This is a genomic window from Pluralibacter gergoviae ATCC 33028 = NBRC 105706 (genome assembly GCF_001598855.1).
Taxonomy (GTDB): Bacteria; Pseudomonadota; Gammaproteobacteria; order Enterobacterales; family Enterobacteriaceae; genus Pluralibacter; species Pluralibacter gergoviae.
Genome location: NZ_BCZS01000037.1, coordinates 1 through 21,971 on the forward strand (window position 1 = coordinate 1; position 21,971 = coordinate 21,971).

The window sequence follows — 21,971 nt, forward strand, 5'->3', positions numbered from 1 at the left end:
CGAAATCTTATTTATTCAACAAAGCCCTTTTAAACACCAGCTCTGTACCTCTTTTAAAGATCCTTTAATAAATCCTGTAAACCCATAACCTGTTCATCGCCCGCACTGTGGACAGGCTCCGGAGAATGTCCGCCCTTGCAGCGACCTGACGGTCGCGCCGGTTCGGCAGTATCAGAGATAGCTCCCATCGCTCCGCGACGGGCCCCTGCCGGAGAATTAAGTTAGTTACAGCATTCATAATAAAGTTCATCATAAAACCGGCGCCGGTTTGCCGGCCGGGAGCCCCTCCCCACCACTGAAAAGCGCCGCCGCCCCCGGCCGAAGGCCGGGGAACACCATCGCTTTTAATGATGGGTGTTGTAACTACTCTTCTTCATAGCTGTGAGTGGAGCTGCGGTCAGTTGTCTGGTACACGCTCGTAAGCGGTCCTGCGGCCCGCTAACGCGGAGATACGCCCCGACAGCGGCTGTCCACTCCGACCGCGTACAGAGGCTTCTGTGATGTTTTAAGCGGATATGGCTTTGCCAGCTACCGTGTTAAGTTCCCTGGTGTCGCTGAAATAACTGAAGAACATCCCCCTAAGCGTCAGCAGCAAGCTGCCGCCGCTAAGGCCCCGGAAATCACGCCCTTTACGTCGTAAACGCCGTAAAGCCCGCTCACCGGGGTTAAAAGGGATTACTTTTACTTCTTCATTGCTGTAAGCGGGTTAAGGCTAATCAGGGCAGGGGGTAGGGTGGCAGAGTTTATAGCCAGGTAACCGGCTACGCCGGGCTTTCGGCGCCATTTGACTCCACAGACACATGTAACCTCATCTGGCGCCTCCATGCCGCTGACGCGGCATCCAGAAGTTTCCCGATGCTGTAAGTCTTAACGTCTGCTTTGTGCCAAAAGCGGAAGTAACTAACAGCAGTCTGTGTGAAAATACGGGGAGCAGGTTAGTACTCCTTAATTACGCCCAACTGGTCGATGTTGGTGATGTGGAAAACCACGATAAGAGGTGTCAGAAATCGACTTTAATACATCCGGTCTCAAAATGGTCGATTAAGACTCTATATTTCAGACTATTAGTCTCTAAAAGTGGTTTTCCACACGGTTGACCTTCAAACAACATCAAGTATCGATTCAATCCTTTTTTTTGCCTGACTGGTCAGGCGCTTAATTCCAAGCGAGCGGGTCATTTCCTGTATCTTATTGTCACCTTTAATACTCAGCGCCAGTGCGCGTAATTCCTCACTAGGGATCGCGTCAACCTGGCGAATGTCGTTATCCGTGGCAGGCAAACGAAACGCATTCCAGTCAGCACGTTGCTCAGCGGACAGCCAGACGAAGTTTTCACCTGAGTGATCGGCTGCAAGGTGATAGTGTTGATCCACAATTTCCATTACGCGTTCACGTATCAGTCTGCCAGCGCGAGTGAAGCCGTGTATACGTGCGATGCGTTGCACAAGCGTTGTATCCAGAACGGGTGATTCACTTGTTACCACCGCTTCAATGAGGGTTTTAAGTGTCTCATCATATTCAGCGATATAGAATTGTTCTGCATCTGTCCTGTCGTGCCATTCCTGAAGATCGTTAACGACATACTTACCGGCATGCGCTGGCTTGTTGTTATTCTGAGAAGCTGTAGATGCATACTTCAACTCAGTGCCACCATCATCTTCGCTTACTTCGGCGGGAGGCGTGATGATAGGGTTTACTGACGTGGATATTTCTTCATCATTAGCGACAGGTGTAATTTCAGATACCAGTATGTCTTCACTGGCATCATTGGTTACGTGACCGATGACTGGCGTAATCTGCTTTTGTTTTTCTGCTTCAGAAATCAGTGCGGCTTCCGCTGCTCTGGATTCCTCCAGCAGGCGATTTATTGCTGTATCCAGCCTGTCGAGTGCACCTTCTTTATCAATCCACCATTCAGTTGACCAGAGGCGCAGTAATTTCCAGCCCAGGCCCTGTAGGATAGCGCTGCGGACTTTATCGCGATCGCGTGCTGTTGCTGCGCTATGGTAAGTGGCACCGTCACATTCAACACCGACAAGATAGTCGCCAGGCTTATCCGGATGAACGATCCCCAAATCAATACGGAAACGGGATACGCCAATTTGCGGGACAACATGCCAGCCTTTTCTCCTCAGACCATTTGCTACTGCCTCTTCAAACGGTGAGTCATAACCGCCTACAGACCCACGTACTGCCTGAGAAAGAGCTTCAGGGCCGCGCTGGGCAAACTCAATAAAGTGTTTGAGGTCAGCAACCGCGCGGGCGCTGGTCCGATTAAGGTCGATGAAGGAAGGATCGAACGAGCTGAAGACCATCATTTCCTGTCGCGCACGTGTGACGGCAACATTCAGCCGGCGCCAGCCTCCCTCGCGATTAAGCGGGCCAAAATTCATCGACATTGTATTTGCGCCCGGCTCAGTCGGGCCGTACCCGATGCTAATTATGATCAAATCGCGTTCATCCCCCTGAACCGTTTCGAGGTTTTTAACCACAACAGGTTCTTCCAGTTCAGACTGGAAGAAGGGTTCAATTTCAGGGTGATGCTGTCTGGCACGGTCCAGCAGATCGCTGACTAGCTTTTGCTGTTCAGTATTCAGCGTGATAATGCCTATCGATCTGCCTGATGCAACGAACTCTTTATCAGTCAGTCGCTTCACCGTTTCAGCGACGATCGCTTCTGCCTCGACCTGATTATGACGTCCTTTCCCTTTAGAGTAGACGCCTGTAACCTTGCACCACTGGACAGCACTTTGCTTTGTTTCGGAAGCGGGGAACGTAATCAGGTTGCTGTCATAGTAGCGATGGTTGGAGAAGGTAATCAGGCTTTCATGACGGCTCCGGTAATGCCAGCTCAGGCTGTGGTTATACAGGCCGGCAGCAAGACACTCATCCAGAATGCTTTCCATATCTTCTTCAGTATCATCGTCCGTGTCATTAGCTGCACGATTAAAGAAGCTGGTTGGCGGCATCTGGCGGGGATCACCGGCGATTACCACCTGTTTGCCACGCGCCATGGTGCCGATAGCATCCCACGGGGCAATCTGTGATGCCTCATCGAAAATCACCAGATCAAACAAGGCTTGGTCGGAGGGCAGGAACTGGGCGACTGAAAGCGGACTCATCAGCATGCAGGGGGCAAGTTTGGCCATGGCATCGCCCATTTCGGCTGCCATCTGGCGTACCGGTTTATGACGACGGGATTTCTGTAGTTCATGTTTAAGCAGTGCAAAACCACTCTGCTTGCTGACCTCATTTTTTGCAGGAATGACGCCACATAAACGAGCACGGATATAGCGTACTGTCAGTTTGGCCAGACGATCGGTTTGAGCACGGTAAGCCTCAATATCACTCATGTGCTCAGCCGGCACAAAATTGTGCAGCAGCGGCTCTGAATCGATCATCCACGATGCAAACCAGCGGCAATAGGCAGTTTCAAAAATCTCTGCAGCGCTTATTTCTCCTGAGTTAAGATGGATCAGCGCGTTGATCACTGGCTGCAGGCCATGTGAAATCGCTTCCTCACGTACACGGCTCCAGTCACTCCAGGCTTTAAGAGCAGACTGATGTTGCAGGATATTGAGTGCGCAGTCACGCAGTGCCGGGAGCGATGGTTTGTCCTCAGCTGGTTTTATCAGATTGCAGAAGCTAACCTGTGCATCATTGAAATTGGCGATTGCTGTGCGCAGTTTCCGAGTCAGGGCGGAGATAACACCCTGCGAACCGAGAAGGTCATTGGCATCAATAATCAGATTTTTTACAGCAGTGCGGATCTCGACCAACTGCTGTGGCGAAGAAGCAAAACCACCAAGCGAATTGCGGATAGATTCTGCAAGTTCCAGGGTGGTCTGCAACTGTGCAACGTTGGTATCCAGCCCAGCCCATCCCGGCAGGGATAAAGTGACAGAGTTAAGCTCGGTCAGACGTTGCAGCAATGTCTGCAGAGTTTCAGCAATGGGGAGATCAACGGATAAGTCGGGAGCTGACGTTAGCGAGTATTGTCGGATAACTTCACCAATGACTTTCTTGCGGGCACTGGTCGCAAAGAACCAGAATTTTTTGTCAGCGACTTCAAGTGCGTTTCTGATCTGCGGAGCATTAACGTACTGCCAGCTGTTACCAGGGTAGGTAACTGACAGATTAGCCTTTGTCACTTCAATCTCTTTCAGGAGGTGAACGGCTTTATTCGCTGACTCTATACGGCTTGTGGCATCCGGTGCGAACATGAAATTCAGATCAATGCCGTAAGCTTCCGTCAATAATTCACAGAATGAAGTTAGTTGCGACAGCCTCTCGGGCTCAGTAGAGTCCAGAGTAACTCCCGTCGCCTTCAGTAATTCCTCGGTGGCGTTTTCAAGGTGATCGATGATTGCAGGCAATGAATTTGCTGCAGCAATGAGAGAAGACTGCCACCCATTGGTCCAGTCAGCCTGCGTGATGAGGTCAAAATGATCGCCGTGCTGTTTCCAGGTATCACGGTTCAGCTCCAGACGTTTTACTATCTCTCTGAACTGAGTCATCTCTGAAGAAGAATGCAAAGTCGATGCAGGCCAGCTAAAGTGCGGCGTGGCGCTACTTGCATCCCTGATAACCGTGCCCATTGCCTGATGGAGCGTTAAGCCATTTGGCCAGCGCAGATGGAGCAAACGGACAACCTCATTGAGTTTGTCTCGCAGGTGCTGCACCTTGGCCGCTTCTTCCTTCCACTCCGAGGTAGTCAGTAGATCACGCGCATCCCATGCCCGCTCTAGCTGTTTCAGAAAATCCATCTTGGACGTTTTGCTCGAGTGCAGTTCCAGACAAAATTCACCGAGTCCCTGAGCCTCAAGCCTGCGATAGACCACATCCAGTGCCGCTTTCTTCTCAGCAACAAAAAGTACGCGCCTTCCCAGCGCAAGATTATGCGCGATCATATTGGCTATGGTTTGCGACTTACCGGTACCGGGGGGGCCATCCAGAACAAAATCCCTCCCTTTTGCAGAGGCTACAACGGCGGCGATTTGCGAGGAATCTGCAGGCAGCGGTAGGAAAAGATCCTGCGTATTGACGTTGTCATCGAGTTCCTCAACGTTGATGACTTCTCCGCTCTTATCCAGAACGGCATTGTCCTGGCCGCGTTCGATGAGATACTTTACCAGCGCACTTTGCATCAACTGAGGTGCCCGATCGATTAGATCTTTCCACATCAGATATTTGGCAAAAGAGAATGTGCCAATCACGACATCACGGGTGACTTCGAAACCGGGTATGTCGCGCACAGCACGCCGTACCATATTCCAGATGCCATCCACATCAACACCACTTTCATCGGTGGGCAGATCGCCATCGAGGCCGTTAATTGTCAGAGCAAAGTCATTATGTAGCAGTTCAAGCAGAGTAAGGTTGAAGCGGGGCTCTTCTTCCAGCAAACGCATGGACACGCCCGAAAGTACACTTTTACGGTCAAGCTGAATCGGCAGTAGTATCAGTGGAGCTGAGTAACTTTTGGGATCATCAGCGGATTTTTTCCATTTAAGGAAGCCCACAGCGAGGAAAAGAGTGTTGGCACCACCTTCCTCCAAATCACTTTTCGATTTTCGATAGAGGTCGATTAGTGATGACTCGAGGCGGTATTTTTCCATTGCGGAGACGACTTCACCGCGTTCCAGCGCAATCTGGGCGTATTCTTCCCGCAGGTTCTCGTTTGTGAGCTGCTGATAAAGTTCGGCATCGCGGCCTCCACTCTCTAGATCAGGGAGCGGGACAATGCGAATGCGTTTGCCTTCAGCTAGCTTATCTTCAAGATGGCCCGGATTCGCACAGATCAAACGAATGCCTTTAGCGCTTTCAGGCAGGTGTAACAGGCGGTTACGGGTGGTTAAGTCCAGAAGTTTTCGTTGCCATTGTACAAGCCGGCCCCCAGCTTCTTTTTCGCCAGCTGTTTCAATATCAATGTCAACATCAGGGAGAGAGGGTGCGTCCTCAAACCCATGAGAAATAACCTCCTCAGCATCAGGCTGTCCTTCAAGGCGAGTGACACCCAGAGCCAGTGGCCGAATTTTCTGCATCCGCGCGCGACGCGAATCAATGGCTGCGTGAAAAACATCCTCGTTAAGATACTTTAACGCTTCATCAGATGCCTGAGTAAATGAAGGCGGGTGGGCTCTGGTCGCGAGAGTTGTCTCAAATACGACCATTTCTTTTAGGTCGACACGTTTGCGCACCGCAGAGACGTCTTCTGTCACTAGCTGCGAAAATTCCTGTGGTTGTAACCAGACGCCAGCAAACGCATGACCTTCACTGAGCATTAGCAGTGAATTCAAACCAATCTGTTCCAGTGCTGAAGCAAATAATAAGGTTGTATCCAGACAGGTCGCGACTTTTCCTTCCAGAATGATGCCTGGTGTGCGAATTTTCTGGCCATTCCGTTCAAAGCTGGCTGGGGGAAGGGCATAACTGATATTGAGGTTGCAGACAGCAGTCCAGAGAGCTGAGGTAATTTCCCAGACACGAGTTCTCGACTTGCTTTCATAACCATCAAGAGCGTCATTCTTGCCTGCACGGCGAAGGACATCAGAGGCTGCCTTGAGTACACGATCTACCGCCGGATCATTAGGAATGATAAATGAAGGGAGCAATTCAATCATTGCGCTGCCGCCCCATTCATTTTTCGCAAGTGCCTCAAGCGAATAATGAGTAATGAAGATTTCTTCCTCACCCTGGCACAAACTTATGGTGACTTCGCAGAGTACGCTTTCGGTCAGTTCGGCGAGCCATTTGGCATTAAGTTTGACATCCCGATCCCTGATATCCAGTGAAGTACCGGGAAGCAGGCGGTCGATATTCCATTTTTTATCTTCGAGCACGGCTGGCGCGGTCCGCAGATGCAGCGTCAGATCCTGAAATGTCTCTTCGGACTCATTATGCAAGATGAGCTCACGTAACAGCGGAACTGCATTCTGGTGTGATGTGAACCCCAGCTTGTGCGCGATACTCACCTGCGCTTTTATACCCATGAAACTAGTTCTCCTTAAGAGGAAATCACTCAAATATGCACAGTAGTGCTGACGACAGGAGACGCATTGAACAGGCAGAAAGCATCAGCAATTTGATTGCTCTGGCGGCGAGTATCAGAACAGGCGCGCAAGTACAGAAAGCATCATTCGCGGATTAGGTTGGGGGCGAAAGGTAGTGATTGTAAAAATCAATGCACGCTTCCTCTACCGTCAAGAGGTCGTCCCTAAGAATCATCTTAGTATTTTGCTAACATTAAAGTATAACGCGAACTGGATCTATAGATTAGGTCAGCCCAGTAATCTGAGGTGGGATAGCAATTTCAGAAAGATTTATGTTATTGATAAATATATTTTTTTCTTTCAGCCCTCGATTCACTTGTAACGATGAACAACAAAAAAAAACAAGAAAAGATGATGTTCGATATAATATTTTGAAAAATTCCTGGATAACAATTGAATATATCTCTTGACCTGTTCCCTGTTGTTGAACAAGGCACTATTTTAATCATACCTTTGTCAAACTGTGAACTTCCGCTATTCGCTCATAACGGACTGCGCTCACTTATTGCAGTGAGCGTTACCTTGTGTTTAATGCCAGCCTGGTATAGTCAGGTTGACAGTACCGGTTTCAGGTCTTCGTCATTAAAAACGGTTCCGGTCTTCAGGACGCCATAACACCAGTGCACCAGTTTCCGCATCAGCGCGCCAATGGCCACCATTTTAGGTTTACCCCGCAGGCACATCTCATCGTAAATATTACGCATTCGCTTATTGTAGATTTTTCCGCACAGGGCGGACATGTAAAGCTTCGCTCTCAACTGAGGGGGGCCGATTTTCGACATCCGCGGCCGGCGCCGGACCGATGTGCCTGAGCGTTTCTCGATCGGCACCACGCCCAGAAAGGCGGCAGCCTGCTCAGCCGATACAAAGTTATGGCTGCGAAGCACGATCAGCATATGCATCCCCAGCTGGGGACCAACCGATTTAATTGAGGTCAGCAGTGTATAATCACGCCTCAGTGCAGGGCTGGCTTTGATATGTGCTTTTATCTGCCGCTCGATATTACTTATCTCCTCGCGCAGAAGCTGCGCCATACGCCTGCAGGAACTGATAATATCTGCAGGTGTGTCTGTCGACAGGTATTTTTCCAGTCTGTTCTCCTCACGCAGGGCATCACCCAGCAGAACATCCCGCCGTCGCAGGAGTGCACCGAGATATCTGATTTCGGGTGCCGGCGGCTCCCAGCGGTGTGGCTTCTTAAGGAATGCGTAACAGGCCAGCATATACGCATCCACCTTATCCGTTTTTGTCATGATTCCCATGCCACGCGCAAACTCCCGACTACGGTGAGGGTTGGCCAGAGAAACCCGGAAACCGGCATCATGTAATTCAGTGGCCAGCTGTTTGTGATAAACACCGGTAGCTTCCATTACCACATGAACATCTTCCGGACTGCAATGTTGAAGCCTGAGCCAGCGAAGAATATTTTCAACTGAATGTCTGTTATTCTGGATGTTACGGGTTTTTATGCGTCCTTTGATACCGTCATAAAGCATGCAAAGATCCAGGGTGTTTTTACTTACGTCAATGCCGACTGGAAACATGGTCAAACTCCTCTCACATAAACCGTCACGCCTGTTAGCCTTGCACATACGGAGTCGAGCTCCCGGTAACCGTTCAACCTGATGTGCTGGCGTGAAAGGTGAAGCGGAGGGCCATGTGCTGCAAATCAAGGTTCAGCGGTGCCGACTTTTCTGACCTTAAGGGAAGGGGGCGGCTCACTCTGCTTCAGTGGTGGTAGCTAATCACCACAAACTGTTAGATACAAGGGAGGGGGTCGGTGAGGCAGAACCTGTCAACACAGTAGCCGGCTGCGCCGGGCAACGGCGCCACTCACTATCAGAGTTGTACTCAACTGCTGCTGGCGCCTCCATGCCGCAAAGCGGCATTCAGAGAACTTGCTCGTCAGTCCAGGCTGTGTATTCAATTCAGGGTGAACGGTTCCGAATCCTTTCTGCTTCCGGTTAAGATACATTCAGGTTCTCGAAAAATAAGGGAAAACGTTCGTAGTGAATCTGAAGGAAAAATCGGCCCATCTGGCGTGGTGCGAGCTGGTTGCGCTGGCATTAGGTAGGAAGAACGGCGATATAGTGTCGCCAGTACAGTAAAATCTCTTTCTCACCAGGTGGCTGGCGACGGCGCTGAAGCAACGTCGCTTTTCGTGTGATATTACCCCCGACATCGAGTGGCTTCTGAAACTGCTGTGTCTCATTGAACGTGAGCCTGCACTGATTAATACATTGCGCGGTATTCTCGCTTGAACAAAACCAGCCCCTTCGCGCTGACGGGCCTGGTTTTGTTCTTCGGTGTACAGTACACCGTCTGACGACGGATTGCCTCCCTTTACCTCGGTGCATAGCCCTCTTCCGCCAGTGTTTTCATATAAATGGACTAGGAAATAAATTATGCTGACTCATTATTTCTGGCCATAAAGGTTCTGGCAGTGCCATCTTTCGGGTCAACAAAGGTAATATCTTCAGGATCACGACGAGGGCTGGCCAATGACAGAAATATTACGGGTTCTTCAAGAAGGGTTGGTAATGCATGGACAACATTACGCTCGAAAAAAAGCACGTGGCCGGGGGCAAATTCGGCTTCGTCACGAGGATCTTCCATCCAGAGCGTCCCCATGAATCCCTGAATAACCTGACGCCGGAGGATCACCTGCTGATGGCTGAAAAACCGGAACTCTCAAAAAGTGCGTGGAACTAAAACAGGTGTGCATTACTCCACCTCATGTTGAAGAGACCAGACTGCATCAGAAAATTGCACCATAACTGAGCAAGCCGCATCCCATTGGTGCAAAAGTGTCTCCAAAAATAAATAATCCATTGATTTAACTGTGCTTTAAAAATGGCATGAATTTTTCATGTCGGGTATATGCAAGCAGGGGCAACCCTTAAGCCTTGAATCCATTAAATATCGACAGGTAATGAAGCCTGATTGTCCTAATAAGGACAATCAGGCTTTTTTATTAATGCAGAGAGCAAACATACGTGCAAACTATTGATATTGGAATTTTGCTTTCCACAGAAGGTACCTACAGCCACCTGGCGAACAGCACACTGCTTGGTGCGCGCCATGCCTTAGAGGAAATCAATGCCGATCCTGCTTATCCTTTTCAGCTGCGGGCCCGACATATCAACCCTGCGGGTGAACTCGCAGCCTACAGTGAAGCGGTGAGCACCTTTATCGCTCACGGCATCCGCCATATCTTCGGAACCATTACCTCTGCCAGTCGGAAGGAGATTATCCCGGACCTGGAGCAGCATAACCTGCTGCTGTGGTATGGCTGTCCTTACGAGGGGTTCGAGAGCTGCGAGCAGGTCGTATATCTGGGCGGTTGTCCGAACCAGACTCTGCTGCCACTCCTGCGGCTGGCGCTGGATATGTTCGGAAATCGCTCCTGGCTGATCGGCTCTAACTACGTCTGGGGCTGGGAAAGCAATCGTATCGCCCGTGAGGTAGTGGAAGGTTCCGGCGGTACGGTGGTGGGCGAAAAATATCTGCACCTGAGAAACAGCAACGTGACCGAGTTGATTGAGGCGATTCTCAGCACAGAGGTAGATTTTGTGCTCAATAACCTGGTAGGCGAAACCTCTTATGCGTTTCTGCGCGCACTGGACGAGGCCTGTCTTCGCGATCGGCGGACGTTAGCGGTGCTCAGCTGTAATTTTACCGAAGCCGAAGTCGCCGAAGTCGCGCCACTAAGGGCGGTACGTTTGCTTTCCTGCGGACCGTTTTTTGAGAGCGTCGATCTCGATTTTTGCGCGCGGCAGCACCTGCAACATGGCGCACAGCGCATCTCCCACTACTATATCGGCGGCTGGCGGGCAGTAAGGCTGTTTGCCAATAGCCTGCGCGAGGCCAGAAACAGCGAGCCGGGTGCGGTGCTGGCGGCACTGCATCGTCAGCACGACGTTGATTCTCCGGGCGCTCGCTCAGTAATGGCTCGAAACAACCACGCCTGTTTGCCCTGCTACATCGCTGAGTTGCAACAAACTTGCTTTCAGATACTGCATCGCGAACCGCTGCCGGTTATGCCCGATCCCTATCTCTCCGCGACCGAGTTACGTGAAAGCCGAACGGTTGCAGCCAGACCTGCTCTGAGGATTGTTAAATGAAAACGCTGCTGTCCCCGGATTTAGATGCTCAGCCGCTCCTGCTGGTAGACTGTGAAGCAAGGAGTCGCGAAGCGCTGGAAAAAAACCTGACGCGGATGGGTATCCGCTGGCACCACCTGACCGGAGATGAGGCTTTACCTCCTCTCACCCCCTGTGCAGTACTGGTGGAACTGGAGGCATTCGCCAGCCCGCTAACCCTGAGCCAGATCAATCTGGCGGGAATACCGGTGATCGCGCTGACCTCACATGAGGGACTTTACCAGGTACAGCGCGCGCTGGAGTTAGGGGCAACAGCGCTCCTTACCAAGCCTATTACACAGCGAGCCATCTATACCACCCTGATGATGGCAGTGGGGCTGCGTCAGCAGTTGCATGACATTCAACAGCAACAGATGCTACTGCGCCAGCGTCTGGCAGCAATGCCGCAGATTACCCAAGCTCTGGCGGCCCAGATGCAAGCGGAAAGTATTGATGAACAACAGGCATGGGTTCGCCTGCGCTCGGAATCAATGTGTACGAACCAGTCGGTGGCACAGGTGGCGCAGAAGTGGCTGCTACGAATGTCGTCCGGCAAGCGGGGAGCACAATGAATAGAGTCGGATATTTTCTGCGCCGGCCAGCCCTGCTGCTCTCGCTGCTGTTTATTCTCCTGGTGGTGATGAGCGCGCTGTTTGCCCCCTGGCTCACCCCCTTCGATCCCGATGAACAGTTTGTCGAGGGACTGAGCCTGGAAGGCGCACCGCTTTCTCCCAACAGCACTTACTGGCTGGGAACCGATCTGCTGGGACGCGATCTCTTCTCGCGTTTAATTTACGGAGCTCGTACTTCGTTACTCATCGGTGTTGTCGCCAACGGCACTGCAGTACTGATCGGCGTCCTGGTAGGGCTTAGCGCAGGTTATCTGCAGGGGCGTATCGGAGGGCTGCTGATGCGCTTTACCGATCTGATGATGGCGTTTCCCGCACTGCTGCTGGCGATTGCCCTGGCGGCGATTTTCCAGCCAAGTGTCTGGATCGTGTCCCTGGTGATCGCCATGGTGAACTGGGTGCAGATCGCCAGGGTTATCTACGCCGAAACTAGCGCGCTTAGCGCCCGCGACTTTATCGCCGTGGAACGCACCCTGGGGGCCGGAACGTTGCGTATTCTCGGCGTGCATTTAATTCCACATCTGGCGCCAACGGTGCTGGTCTGGGCCACACTAGGCATCTCCACCACAGTCCTGCTGGAAGCTACTCTATCGTTCCTCGGGGTGGGGGTACAGCCGCCAACGCCGAGTTGGGGCAACATCATCTTTGAAAGCCAGAGCTATTTTACTTCGGCTCCCTGGCTGGTGTTCTTTCCCGGCGCGGCGATTGTGCTGCTGTCGCTCTCTTTCAATATCGCTGGTGACGCCCTGCGCGACGCCCTCGATCCCGGCTTAAAAGGACGAAACTAATGCTATTTCTGGGAAAACGTCTGTTGCATGCCGGGCTGATCCTGCTTGGCGTTACGTTGATCTGCTATTTGCTGCTGTTTATGTTGCCCGCCGATCCAGCGCGCCAAATCGCCGGGCGCAGTGCCACGCCGGAAGTAGTCGAAAACATCCGCCATCAGTTGGGGTTGGATCTGCCGTTTTATCAGCAATATTGGCGTTATCTGCAGGGGCTGCTGCACGGCGATCTGGGACGCTCGTTTATTCAGCGCAGCGAAGTGAGTGAACTGGTTTCCGCCCGTATCGGGCCGTCACTGCAGCTGATGGCGGCGGGTATTCTCTGCGAGTTGGTACTGGGGATCGCCCTCGGCACCCTGGCGGCGTTAAATCGCGGCGGGCTGGCGGACCGGCTTCTGATGGCGCTCTCCTTTATCGGTGTTTCGGCGCCGCAGTTCATCGCCGCGATGCTTTTTCTCTATCTTTTCGCCGTGGTACTCAACTGGTTCCCGATGGGAGGCTATGGCGGCTTCAGCCATCTGGCGCTACCGGCGCTAACCCTCGGCCTGCTCGGCAGCGGCTGGTATTCACGCATGTTGCGCTCGTCGATGATTGAGGTGCTGCATCAGGATTTTATCCGTACCGCGCGGGCCAAAGGGCTGGGCCGAACCCGCGTACTGCTGCGTCACGTGCTGCCGAATGCCGTGCTGCCGCTAATTCCGATGATAGGCATTGATATCGGCATTTTTATGGGCGGACTGGTGGTAGTCGAATCGGTCTTTGGCTGGCCGGGTATCGGTCAGCTGGCCTGGCAGGCGATTCAACAGGTGGATATCCCGGTGATTGTCGGGGTAACCACCGTGTCAGCGGTTGCCATTGTTGGCGGCAACCTTATTGCGGATCTGGTGCTGCCGTGGGTCGATCCGCGCATTGATGTCAAAAAGTAGCAGGGGAAGATGATGAAAAATGCGTTATTGACAATGGCGGTGGCCGCGGCCTGTTTCTCTTATGGCGCGCAGGCTGACGAGAAGACCGGCGGCGATATCGTGGTGACCTACCAGAACGACGTGGCGACCCTCGATCCGGCCATTGGCTATGACTGGCAAAACTGGTCGATGATCAAAAGCCTGTTCGACGGCCTGATGGACTATCGTCCCGGCACCACCGAGTTGGTGAACGACCTGGCGGAGAGCTACGCCATTTCCGAGGACGGCAAGGTCTACACCTTTGTGCTACGCAAAGGGGTGAAATTCCACAACGGCCGCGAGGTCACGGCGGCGGACGTGAAATATTCTCTGGAACGCACAGTCAACCCGAAAACCCAAAGTCCGGGCGCCGGGTTCTTCAGTCCCATCGCGGGCTATGACGAGGAGGCCAGCGGTAAAAGCACGACCCTGAGCGGTATCGAGGTCGTCGACGATCATACGGTAAAAATCACTCTGAAAGAGCCCAACGCCACCTTCCTGCATGTGCTGGCGCTGAACTTTGCCTCGGTGGTTCCCCGTGAGGAGGTGGAGAAATGGGGCGCCGACTTCGGCAAGCATCCGGTCGGCAGCGGCGCGTTTGAGCTCCAGGAGTGGAAGCTGGGCCAGGAGCTGATCTTCCGCAAAAACCCGAACTACTTTAAAGCCGGCGTGCCGCGGCTGGATCACATAAAGTTCGAAATGGGACAGGATCCCTCGGTCGCTCTGCTGCGGCTGGAAAAAGGCGAAGTGGATATTGCCGGCGACGGCGTACCACCCGCACAGTTTCTGTCGTTTAAAAACAACCCGGCCTATAAGGGCCTGATGGTCACCGGCGACCAGTTGCAGACCGGCTACGTGACGATGAAAACCACGCTGCCGCCTTACGATAATCTCAAAGTCCGCCAGGCGGTGAACATGGCGGTCAACAAAGATCGCATCGTGCGCATCATTAATGGACGCGCGGCGCCGGCCAACCAGCCACTGCCACCCGCCATGCCCGGTTATGACAAGGCATATCAGGGTTTCAGCTACGACCCGGCAAAAGCGAAGCAACTGCTCAGCGAAGCGGGTTTCCCCAACGGTTTTGCTACCGAACTGTACGTGATGAATACCGATCCGCAGCCGCGTATCGCCCAGTCTATCCAGCAGGATCTGGCCAAAGTGGGCATCCACGCCAGCATCAAATCCCTGGCGCAGGCGAATGTGATTGCGGCGGGCGGCTCCGCCAGCCAAGCGCCGATGGTCTGGTCCGGCGGCATGGCGTGGATCGCCGATTTCCCGGATCCCTCCAACTTCTATGGCCCGATCCTCGGCTGCGCCGGGGCGGTAGAGGGCGGCTGGAACTGGGCGCGCTACTGCAACAAAGCGCTGGACGCGCAGGCGGCCGCGGCGGACAGCATGGTGAAACCCGACCAGCAGGACGCGCGCATTGAAGCCTGGCGCAAAATCTTCATCACTGCAATGGATGACGCGCCCTGGGTGCCGGTATTCAACGAGAAGCGCTACACCGTACATTCCGCACGCATGGGGGGCGAGGACGCGCTGTATGTCGATCCAGTGCATGTACCAGTCAACTACGACTATATCGGACTGAAATAATTTGATGGCGCCGGGACGGCGCCGCTGCTTAAAGGAGAGTCAGGATGTGCCAAAATTGTCTGGTGAAGACCATTCATCATGCTCAACATCATTTCGGCTGGGATAACAGCCTGAGCCCGGTCCTGCACGTAGCTTCCGGCAGCCAACTGGAGTTTCACTGCCTGGATGCGGCTAACGGCTGGTTCAACGCCGGTTCTACCGCAGCGGATATCCCAACGCTGCCGTTTGATAAGCTCAACCCGGTCAGTGGCCCGGTCTATGTGGAAGGCGCTCAGCCGGGCGATGCGCTAAAGGTGACGCTGGAATCCTTTCGTCCCAGCGGCTTTGGCTGGACTGCGAATATCCCGGGCTTTGGCCTGCTGGCCGATCAGTTTTCTGATCCGGCGCTGACGCTGTGGCAATATGACCGCCAGGGCTTAACCCCCTGCGCCTTTGGCCGATATGGCCGCGTACCGCTGAAACCCTTCGCCGGTACCCTCGGCGTCGCTCCCGCCGCCGCGGGCCATCATTCGGTGGTGCCGCCGCGCCGCGTGGGCGGCAATCTGGATATTCGCGATCTGGCCGCTGGCTGCACATTATGGCTACCGGTGGAAGTAGAAGGCGCGTTGTTTTCTATTGGTGACACCCACGCCGCGCAGGGCGATGGTGAAGTCTGCGGCACGGCGATTGAAAGCGCGATGGACGTGGTGGTGAAGCTGGAAGTAGTTAAAGATATGCCGCTGAAAACGCCGCGTTTCGCCACCCCTGGCCCAGTGACCCAACATCTGGATCGGCACGGCTACAGCGCCTTCACCGGCATTGGCCCTGACCTGATGACCGCCGCCCGCGACGCGGTAAGCTATACCATCGATGCGCTGTGCCGCGAACAAGGGATGTCGGCGGAAGAGGCCTATATGCTCTGCTCCGTGTGCGGCGATCTGCGCATCAGCGAAATCGTCGATCGGCCTAACTGGGTGGTGTCGTTCTATTTTCCCAACAGCGTGTTTAATTAGGAGCGTTATGTCAGCAGTCCTATTTCCGGCGCCGCTGCTCTCGGTCGAGCGCCTGTCGATCCAGTTTGGTACACAGCGGGTGGTGGATGACGTCAGCTTTGCGCTCTGGCCGGGAAAAACTCTGTGCATTGCCGGCGAGTCGGGCAGCGGTAAATCGCTGACTTCGCTGGCGATCATGGGTTTGCTTCCGGAGGAGGCACAGATTCCAGGCGGCGCGATTATTTTTGATAACCAGGATTTGCTCAGCCTACCGGAGCGGCAAATGCAGCTGCTGCGCGGCAAGTCGGTTGCCATGATTTTTCAGGAACCGATGACCTCGCTCAATCCGCTGATGACGGTGGGCCAGCAGCTGGAAGAGACGCTGCAACGCCACGAAGTGCTGGGCCGCCGTGAACGGCGCAGCCGGGTCAGCACGATGCTGGACGCGGTCAAAATCAGTCATGTGGAGAAGCGCCTGCAACAGTATCCGCACGAGCTTTCCGGCGGTATGCGCCAGCGGGTGATGATCGCCATGGCAATGCTGTGCCAGCCACAGGTGCTGATTGCCGATGAGCCGACCACGGCCCTCGACGTCACTATTCAGGCGCAGATCCTCGAGTTGATGCGCGAACTGCAGCAGGCGTTTTCCACCAGCCTGCTGTTGATCACCCACGATATGGGAGTGGTGGCAGAAATGGCCGATGATGTGCTGGTCATGAGTCACGGCAAAATAATGGAGCAGGCTCCGGCTAAAACGCTGTTTACCTCGCCGCAGGCGGCTTATACCCGCCAGCTGTTGCAGGCGGTACCGGTGCTGGGCCAGGCGCCCGCGCTGGCGCCGGTCGAGGCGACGCGACCGTTGCTCAGCGTCCGCGACCTCAGCGTGCGCTTTCCGGTGCGCGGCGACGGCCTGCGCGTGCGTCGCGAAGTCCATGCCGTCGATGGCGTCAGCTTCGATCTTTTCCCCGGCGAGACGTTGGGCATCGTCGGTGAAAGCGGCTGCGGTAAATCGACGACGGCAAAAGCGCTGATGAATATGGTGCCATTTAGCGGCAGCGCGCAGCTTAACGGACAGGAGCTGCACGGCCTGAAGGACGAGGCGTTAAGAGCGGTACGCCGCGATTTGCAGATGGTGTTTCAGGATCCCTGGGCGGCGCTCAATCCGCGCAAAACTATTTTCGACCTGGTTGGGGAGCCGCTGCTGATTCATGAGCAGATGCCCGCAGTACAGCGCACGGAGCGGGTGGCGCAGCTATTGCAGCAGGTCGGCCTGCCAGCGGAAGCGATGCGGCGTTATCCGCACCAGTTTTCCGGCGGCCAGCGCCAGCGCATTTGTATTGCCCGCGCGCTGGCGCTGAACCCGAAAGTGATCATCGCCGATGAATCGGTTTCCGCGCTGGATGTTTCAGTACAGGCGCAGGTGCTGACGCTGCTGGAAGATTTGCGTCAGCGCTATCGGCTCAGCTATCTGTTTATTTCCCATGATATGGCGGTGGTGGAGCGCATCTGCCACCGGGTAGCGGTGATGTTTGGCGGCCAGCTCGTGGAGATCGGCCCACGAGATCGAGTGTTGCACCATCCGCAGCATCCTTATACTCAGCACTTGCTCAGCGCCGTTCCTATACCTGACGTTCAGCAAAGACGGCAACCCCGAGCCACCAGCGCAATGCCGATAAGACCAGAACCGATCAAACCCATCGGCTATCAGAGAGTACCGCAGCGCTTTACCGATTTTGGCGACGGGCACCTCGTCGCCTGCTGAACAAAAAAGCATTCAAACCGGCGGATTTCCGCCGGTGGCAACACTGTTGCCACACAACTCGACGAGAGGCCATTAAACTGGAAAAGTTAGCACATAGCAGGACATAGAGCCGGTCTAAAATGCCCTAAATGCAACGTACCGTATCTTTTATTGTTAGACAAAACCGGAGGTAAACATGCTTAAACCGTCTTCTCCCTAGTGGTGTGATCTCACCACGCGGGAATTCAGTAAACTGGATATGGCGAATATCGTCGCCGTACTACCTATTTGCGCCGTAGAACAACACGGAGCTCATCTGCCGGTTCGGGTGTTTGCTGCCATTAATGCCAGCATTATTGAGCGAGCTGTAGAATTACTACCTGCCAATTTACCGATGCTGGTGTTGGCCACTTTGCCTGTAGGTAAATCTGACGAACACCTAGCTTACCCTGACACACTTTCGTTGCCATATGATGTTCTGGGGAAAGTGTGTTTTGAAATGGCTAAAAGCGCCTGGCGCACAGGTATTCGCAAGATCGTTTTCTGGAATTCACAAGGCGGCCAGCCCTAATTGATGGAAATGGTTTGTCGCCAGCTGCGCATTGAATTGGAGATGTTTGCCGTCGGTGCCAGCTGCTTCCGCCCCAAGACCTCCGAGGTGTAAGGCGCGTTGAATATCGGGAAGAACCGGCCCGAGGCTCGTAATGGGGGCGCGCAGATTCGCGCCAATCAGCACAATGCTGACGTACAAGCCCCAGCGGGAAGTTGTCCTAGTGGGGTTGGAGGGGGAAAGCGCAGAAGACACGGCAACCTCATAACATCAACGAGCCACAAGTGACGTAGCCCTAGTGATGCGTTGGTTGACGTTAACGCTTACGCGAGATTCGGAAGATAGGAGACGGATCCGTATATCACCACATCCCTTAAAACCCGGCGATCAAACCAGCGCCGGACCGGAGTGTCCTTGACTACACCTCGCCCGAAAGGGCGAGATAGCGGGGTAGAGCTAACCAGGACAGGGGGCAAACGGGCAGAATTTATAGTCCGGTAACCGGCTACGTCGGGCTTTCGGCGCCATTTGACTCCACAGACGCATGTAACCTCATCTGGCGCTTCCATGCCGCAAAGCGGCATTCAGAAGACTGGCTGCGCACTGCTCGCCAGTCCGGGCCTGATGTTCAGTCCAGGGGCTACGGTTCCGGATGAAACCCGCTTCCGGTTAAGATATAACTAGCAGCATGCAGGCCGGACCTCGATCCTCATAGCCATCAATCTAGATAACAATCCAAGGGAACATCAACAAGGGCTTCCCCCGAGACGTACATCTCAAGTTAGCTACTACATATGTTGTTATTGCAAGCTTAAAATGCCACCTGATTCAGCCAGTTAGAAATGTCACCTTAATTGATGTGGAAAAATGAGAATCTGTCAGTAAGAGGGTGGATATCAAAGAGATCTGGCCTTCAAGAGCACACCAGATAAATGGGACGGGAGCATTAACTAAACAGTAATCAGCTCTGCAATTTTTTGAATCGCCACGGGTTTAACTGACACCTCGGAGTCATTTAAGATGACTTAAAGAGAGGTGCCTATGAGCGGTAAGCGTTATCCCGAAGAGTTTAAAATTGAAGCAGTCAAACAGGTTGTTGATCGTGGTTATTCTGTTTCCAGCGTTGCAACACGTCTTGATATCACCACCCACAGCCTTTACGCCTGGATAAAGAAGTACGGTCCGGATTCTTCCACTAATAAAGAACAGTCAGATGCTCAGGTTGAGATCCGCGTCTCCAGAAAAAGCTGAAGCGGGTTACCGACGAACGGGACATATTAAAAGTACTTCGCAAAGCTGTCCGACTGAGGTACGCCTTTATCCGTGACAACACCTGTTGCTGGCCTGTTCGCCTGCTCTGTCGGGTGCTGGATGTTTATCCCAGTGGCTTTTACTCCTGGCTTCAGTAGCCGCATTCACAACGCCATCAGGCAGACCGGAGACTGACAGGACAGATTAAACAGTTCTGACTGGAATCGGGATGCGTCTATGGTTATCGCAAGATCCATCTGGATCTGCGGGACAGCGGGCAACAGTGCGGAGTCAACAGAGTCTGGCGACTGATGAAACGTGCCGGGATAAAGGCTCAGGTCGGATACCGGAGCCCGCGAGCACGTAAAGGCGAGGCCAGTATCGTGTCGCCCAACAGGCTCCAGCGACAGTTCAATCCGGATGCTCCGGATGAACGTTGGGTAACGGACATCACCTACATCAGGACCCACGAAGGCTGGCTGTATCTTGCCGTGGTTGTTGATCTGTTCTCACGCAAAATTATCGGCTGGTCAATGCAATCCCGGATGACAAAGGCCATTGTCCTGAACGCATTGCTGATGGCTGTATGGCGGCGTAATCCCCAAAAACAGGTGCTGGTTCACTCTGATCAGGGCAGTCAGTACACAAGCCATGAGTGGCAGTCGTTCCTTAAATCACACGGCCTGGAGGGCAGCATGAGCCGTCGCGGTAACTGCCACGATAATGCGGTTGCAGAAAGCTTGTTCCAGTTGCTGAAGCGTGAACGGATAAAGAAAAAGATCTATAGAACGCGGGAAGAAGCCCGCAGCGATATTTTTGATTACATCGAAATGTTTTATAACAGTAAGCGTCGGCATGGTTCGAGTGATCAGATGCCACCGACGGAATTTGAAAATCAATATTATCGACGGCTCAGAAGTATCTAGATTATTCGTGGCGATTCAAGTAGCTAAATTAAGTTAACTAGTTTAGACCTGATGGGATGTTATACTTTGGTAGGTAATTGATTTACAACAGTGATGTTATGTTTAAAATGATGAAAATATTAAGTAGTCTGCAGTAAATGTCCGCTCATAGATTATATCGGGGAAATGAGCGGTGTGTGACAGGCAAAAGGGAGTGTATTCAGCGCCACCGACATCGTGGCGCTGGCAATAATGTTAGCTAAATCTTTCCGGGCGGAAGGTCGCCAGCATCGGGTGTTTGACGCCGGTGAGTATCTCCTGCGTCAGTATCTCGCCGAGGATTAACGCCAGCGTGGCGCCGGAATGGGTGAAAACGACAAAACAGCCGGGAACGTTCTGCAACTCGCCGACCACTGGTTCGCCATCTCCTGGAATGGGCTTCAGACCAATTTTCCAACTGTTGGCTGTTAACGGCTCGCCGTCACCTATCAGGCTACCCGCTTCCGCCATCAACTGGTTAATGACAGATGTATCAATGCTGTACTGCCCGTCAGCCTGAGCGACGATATGCTCTTCATACCAGTCATGATCGACGGCGATAGTGTTGCCAGGGTTAGGGCGGACCGCAGCGCGTGGTGTATTCAAGACCACCTGGAGTGCGTGATCGCAGGGTTGGCTGGTCACCAGCATTGAGACCGGAGAGCTATTGGGTATCTTCACACCGAGTGGGGCAACCACTTCCGGCGTCCACGGGCCACACGCCACCAGTACCTGATCGGCCTGCAGCTCACCGAATTTTTCACTGCGAATGCCGCTGGCCCGGCCGTCTTTGGTTATCACGCTGGCTTTACCAGCGTGCTCAACGACTTCTCCGCCCAGCGCACGAAATGCCTGCATCAGATGCTCAACCAGATGCGGCAGACTGACCCAGCCTTCACCCAGATTTGCAATCGCGACCTGACTCAGGCTGGCCGGATTCACCTGCGCATCGACATCACCGACCGTGGCGTGATTGATCAGCTTTGAGTCGTAGCCCTGCGCTTTTTCATAGTCATGACGCGCTTTGGTGCCCGCGACATCGTCTGCGGCCCAGTAAATAGCACCATCGAAACGCAGCCAGTCAAGCTGTGGATGGCGGGCAAATAGCGTGCGATAGCGGTCAATACCCGCCATCCGCAGCGCATGATAAGGCTGCGAACGCTCACCAGCTGAGTTGAGCCAGGAGAGGGAACGGCCGGTGGCGCCTGAGCAGAGCGCCGCTTCCGTCACCAGTGTGACTTGCGCGCCCGCCTGCGCCAGCTGCCAGGCGGTTGAGACTCCGAGAATGCCGCCACCCAGCACGATGACGGTTTTTGCCACGGTTTTGTCAGACATCATTTATTCCTTCTGTTAAAAAATGTTCGCC

11 protein-coding genes and 4 pseudogenes are annotated in these 21,971 nt (G+C 53.5%); 11 read left to right on the forward strand and 4 right to left on the reverse strand.

Annotation, left to right across the window (positions count from 1 at the left end; genetic code table 11):
• Positions 1 to 1,100: 1,100 nt before the first annotated feature.
• Positions 1,101 to 6,992, reverse strand: a complete 5,892-nt coding sequence (locus ENGE1_RS22735) for a DUF3320 domain-containing protein (protein ID WP_064360768.1) — start codon at positions 6,990 to 6,992, stop codon at positions 1,101 to 1,103.
• Between the two features lie 608 nt (positions 6,993 to 7,600).
• On the reverse strand, positions 7,601 to 8,596 hold the full coding sequence (locus tag ENGE1_RS22740) for an IS110 family RNA-guided transposase (protein WP_064360769.1): 996 nt from the start codon (positions 8,594 to 8,596) through the stop codon (positions 7,601 to 7,603).
• Positions 8,597 to 9,061: 465 nt separating this feature from the next.
• Here ENGE1_RS22740 and ENGE1_RS29275 point away from each other — a divergent pair.
• Positions 9,062 to 9,250 (forward strand): annotated as a pseudogene (locus ENGE1_RS29275) (DUF2913 family protein); the annotation flags it as partial.
• A gap of 205 nt (positions 9,251 to 9,455) precedes the next feature.
• Here ENGE1_RS29275 and ENGE1_RS28860 read toward each other — a convergent pair.
• The gene (locus ENGE1_RS28860; RefSeq protein ID WP_161989521.1) at positions 9,456 to 9,668 is read right to left on the reverse strand and encodes a hypothetical protein; all 213 of its coding nucleotides are present in this window, start codon (positions 9,666 to 9,668) and stop codon (positions 9,456 to 9,458) included.
• On the opposite strand from ENGE1_RS28860, the pseudogene ENGE1_RS29280 reads away from it, so the two are divergent.
• The 10 genes and pseudogenes from ENGE1_RS29280 to ENGE1_RS28680 all read left to right on the forward strand — a co-directional run.
• Positions 9,663 to 9,764: pseudogene (locus tag ENGE1_RS29280) on the forward strand (integrase); the annotation flags it as partial. The gene ENGE1_RS28860 and the pseudogene ENGE1_RS29280 overlap by 6 nt on opposite strands.
• A 284-nt stretch (positions 9,765 to 10,048) precedes the next feature.
• Complete coding sequence (locus ENGE1_RS22750) at positions 10,049 to 11,176, forward strand: transporter substrate-binding protein (protein WP_064360770.1); 1,128 nt, start codon at positions 10,049 to 10,051, stop codon at positions 11,174 to 11,176.
• Complete coding sequence (locus ENGE1_RS22755; protein ID WP_004118229.1) at positions 11,173 to 11,766, forward strand: ANTAR domain-containing response regulator; 594 nt, start codon at positions 11,173 to 11,175, stop codon at positions 11,764 to 11,766. The genes ENGE1_RS22750 and ENGE1_RS22755 overlap by 4 nt, the downstream gene beginning before the upstream one ends.
• Positions 11,763 to 12,611: an ABC transporter permease gene (locus ENGE1_RS22760; RefSeq protein ID WP_004118228.1), complete on the forward strand. Its 849-nt coding sequence runs from the start codon at positions 11,763 to 11,765 to the stop codon at positions 12,609 to 12,611. Before ENGE1_RS22755 ends, ENGE1_RS22760 begins: the two co-directional genes overlap by 4 nt.
• Positions 12,611 to 13,531, forward strand: coding sequence for an ABC transporter permease (locus ENGE1_RS22765; RefSeq protein WP_064360771.1), 921 nt, complete (start codon positions 12,611 to 12,613; stop codon positions 13,529 to 13,531). The genes ENGE1_RS22760 and ENGE1_RS22765 overlap by 1 nt, the downstream gene beginning before the upstream one ends.
• A 12-nt stretch (positions 13,532 to 13,543) precedes the next feature.
• Positions 13,544 to 15,148 carry an ABC transporter substrate-binding protein gene (locus tag ENGE1_RS22770; RefSeq protein WP_064360772.1) on the forward strand — a complete coding sequence of 535 codons (1,605 nt, stop codon included), beginning with the start codon at positions 13,544 to 13,546 and terminating at the stop codon, positions 15,146 to 15,148.
• A 44-nt stretch (positions 15,149 to 15,192) separates the two neighbouring features.
• Positions 15,193 to 16,140 (forward strand): acetamidase/formamidase family protein, encoded by a 948-nt coding sequence (locus ENGE1_RS22775; RefSeq protein WP_004118225.1) that lies wholly within the window; start codon positions 15,193 to 15,195, stop codon positions 16,138 to 16,140.
• 7 nt (positions 16,141 to 16,147) lie between these two features.
• Entirely contained in the window at positions 16,148 to 17,881 is a 1,734-nt protein-coding gene (locus tag ENGE1_RS22780; RefSeq protein ID WP_004118832.1) for an ABC transporter ATP-binding protein, read from the forward strand.
• Positions 17,882 to 18,098: 217 nt separating this feature from the next.
• Positions 18,099 to 18,431 (forward strand): annotated as a pseudogene (locus tag ENGE1_RS27300) (creatininase family protein); the annotation flags it as partial.
• Positions 18,432 to 19,451: 1,020 nt separating this feature from the next.
• Positions 19,452 to 20,587, forward strand: a pseudogene (locus tag ENGE1_RS28680) (IS3 family transposase).
• Positions 20,588 to 20,821: 234 nt separating this feature from the next.
• Here the strand turns inward: ENGE1_RS28680 and ENGE1_RS22790 are convergent.
• On the reverse strand, positions 20,822 to 21,940 hold the full coding sequence (locus ENGE1_RS22790; RefSeq protein WP_032693909.1) for an NAD(P)/FAD-dependent oxidoreductase: 1,119 nt from the start codon (positions 21,938 to 21,940) through the stop codon (positions 20,822 to 20,824).
• Between the last annotated feature and the right edge of the window lie 31 nt (positions 21,941 to 21,971).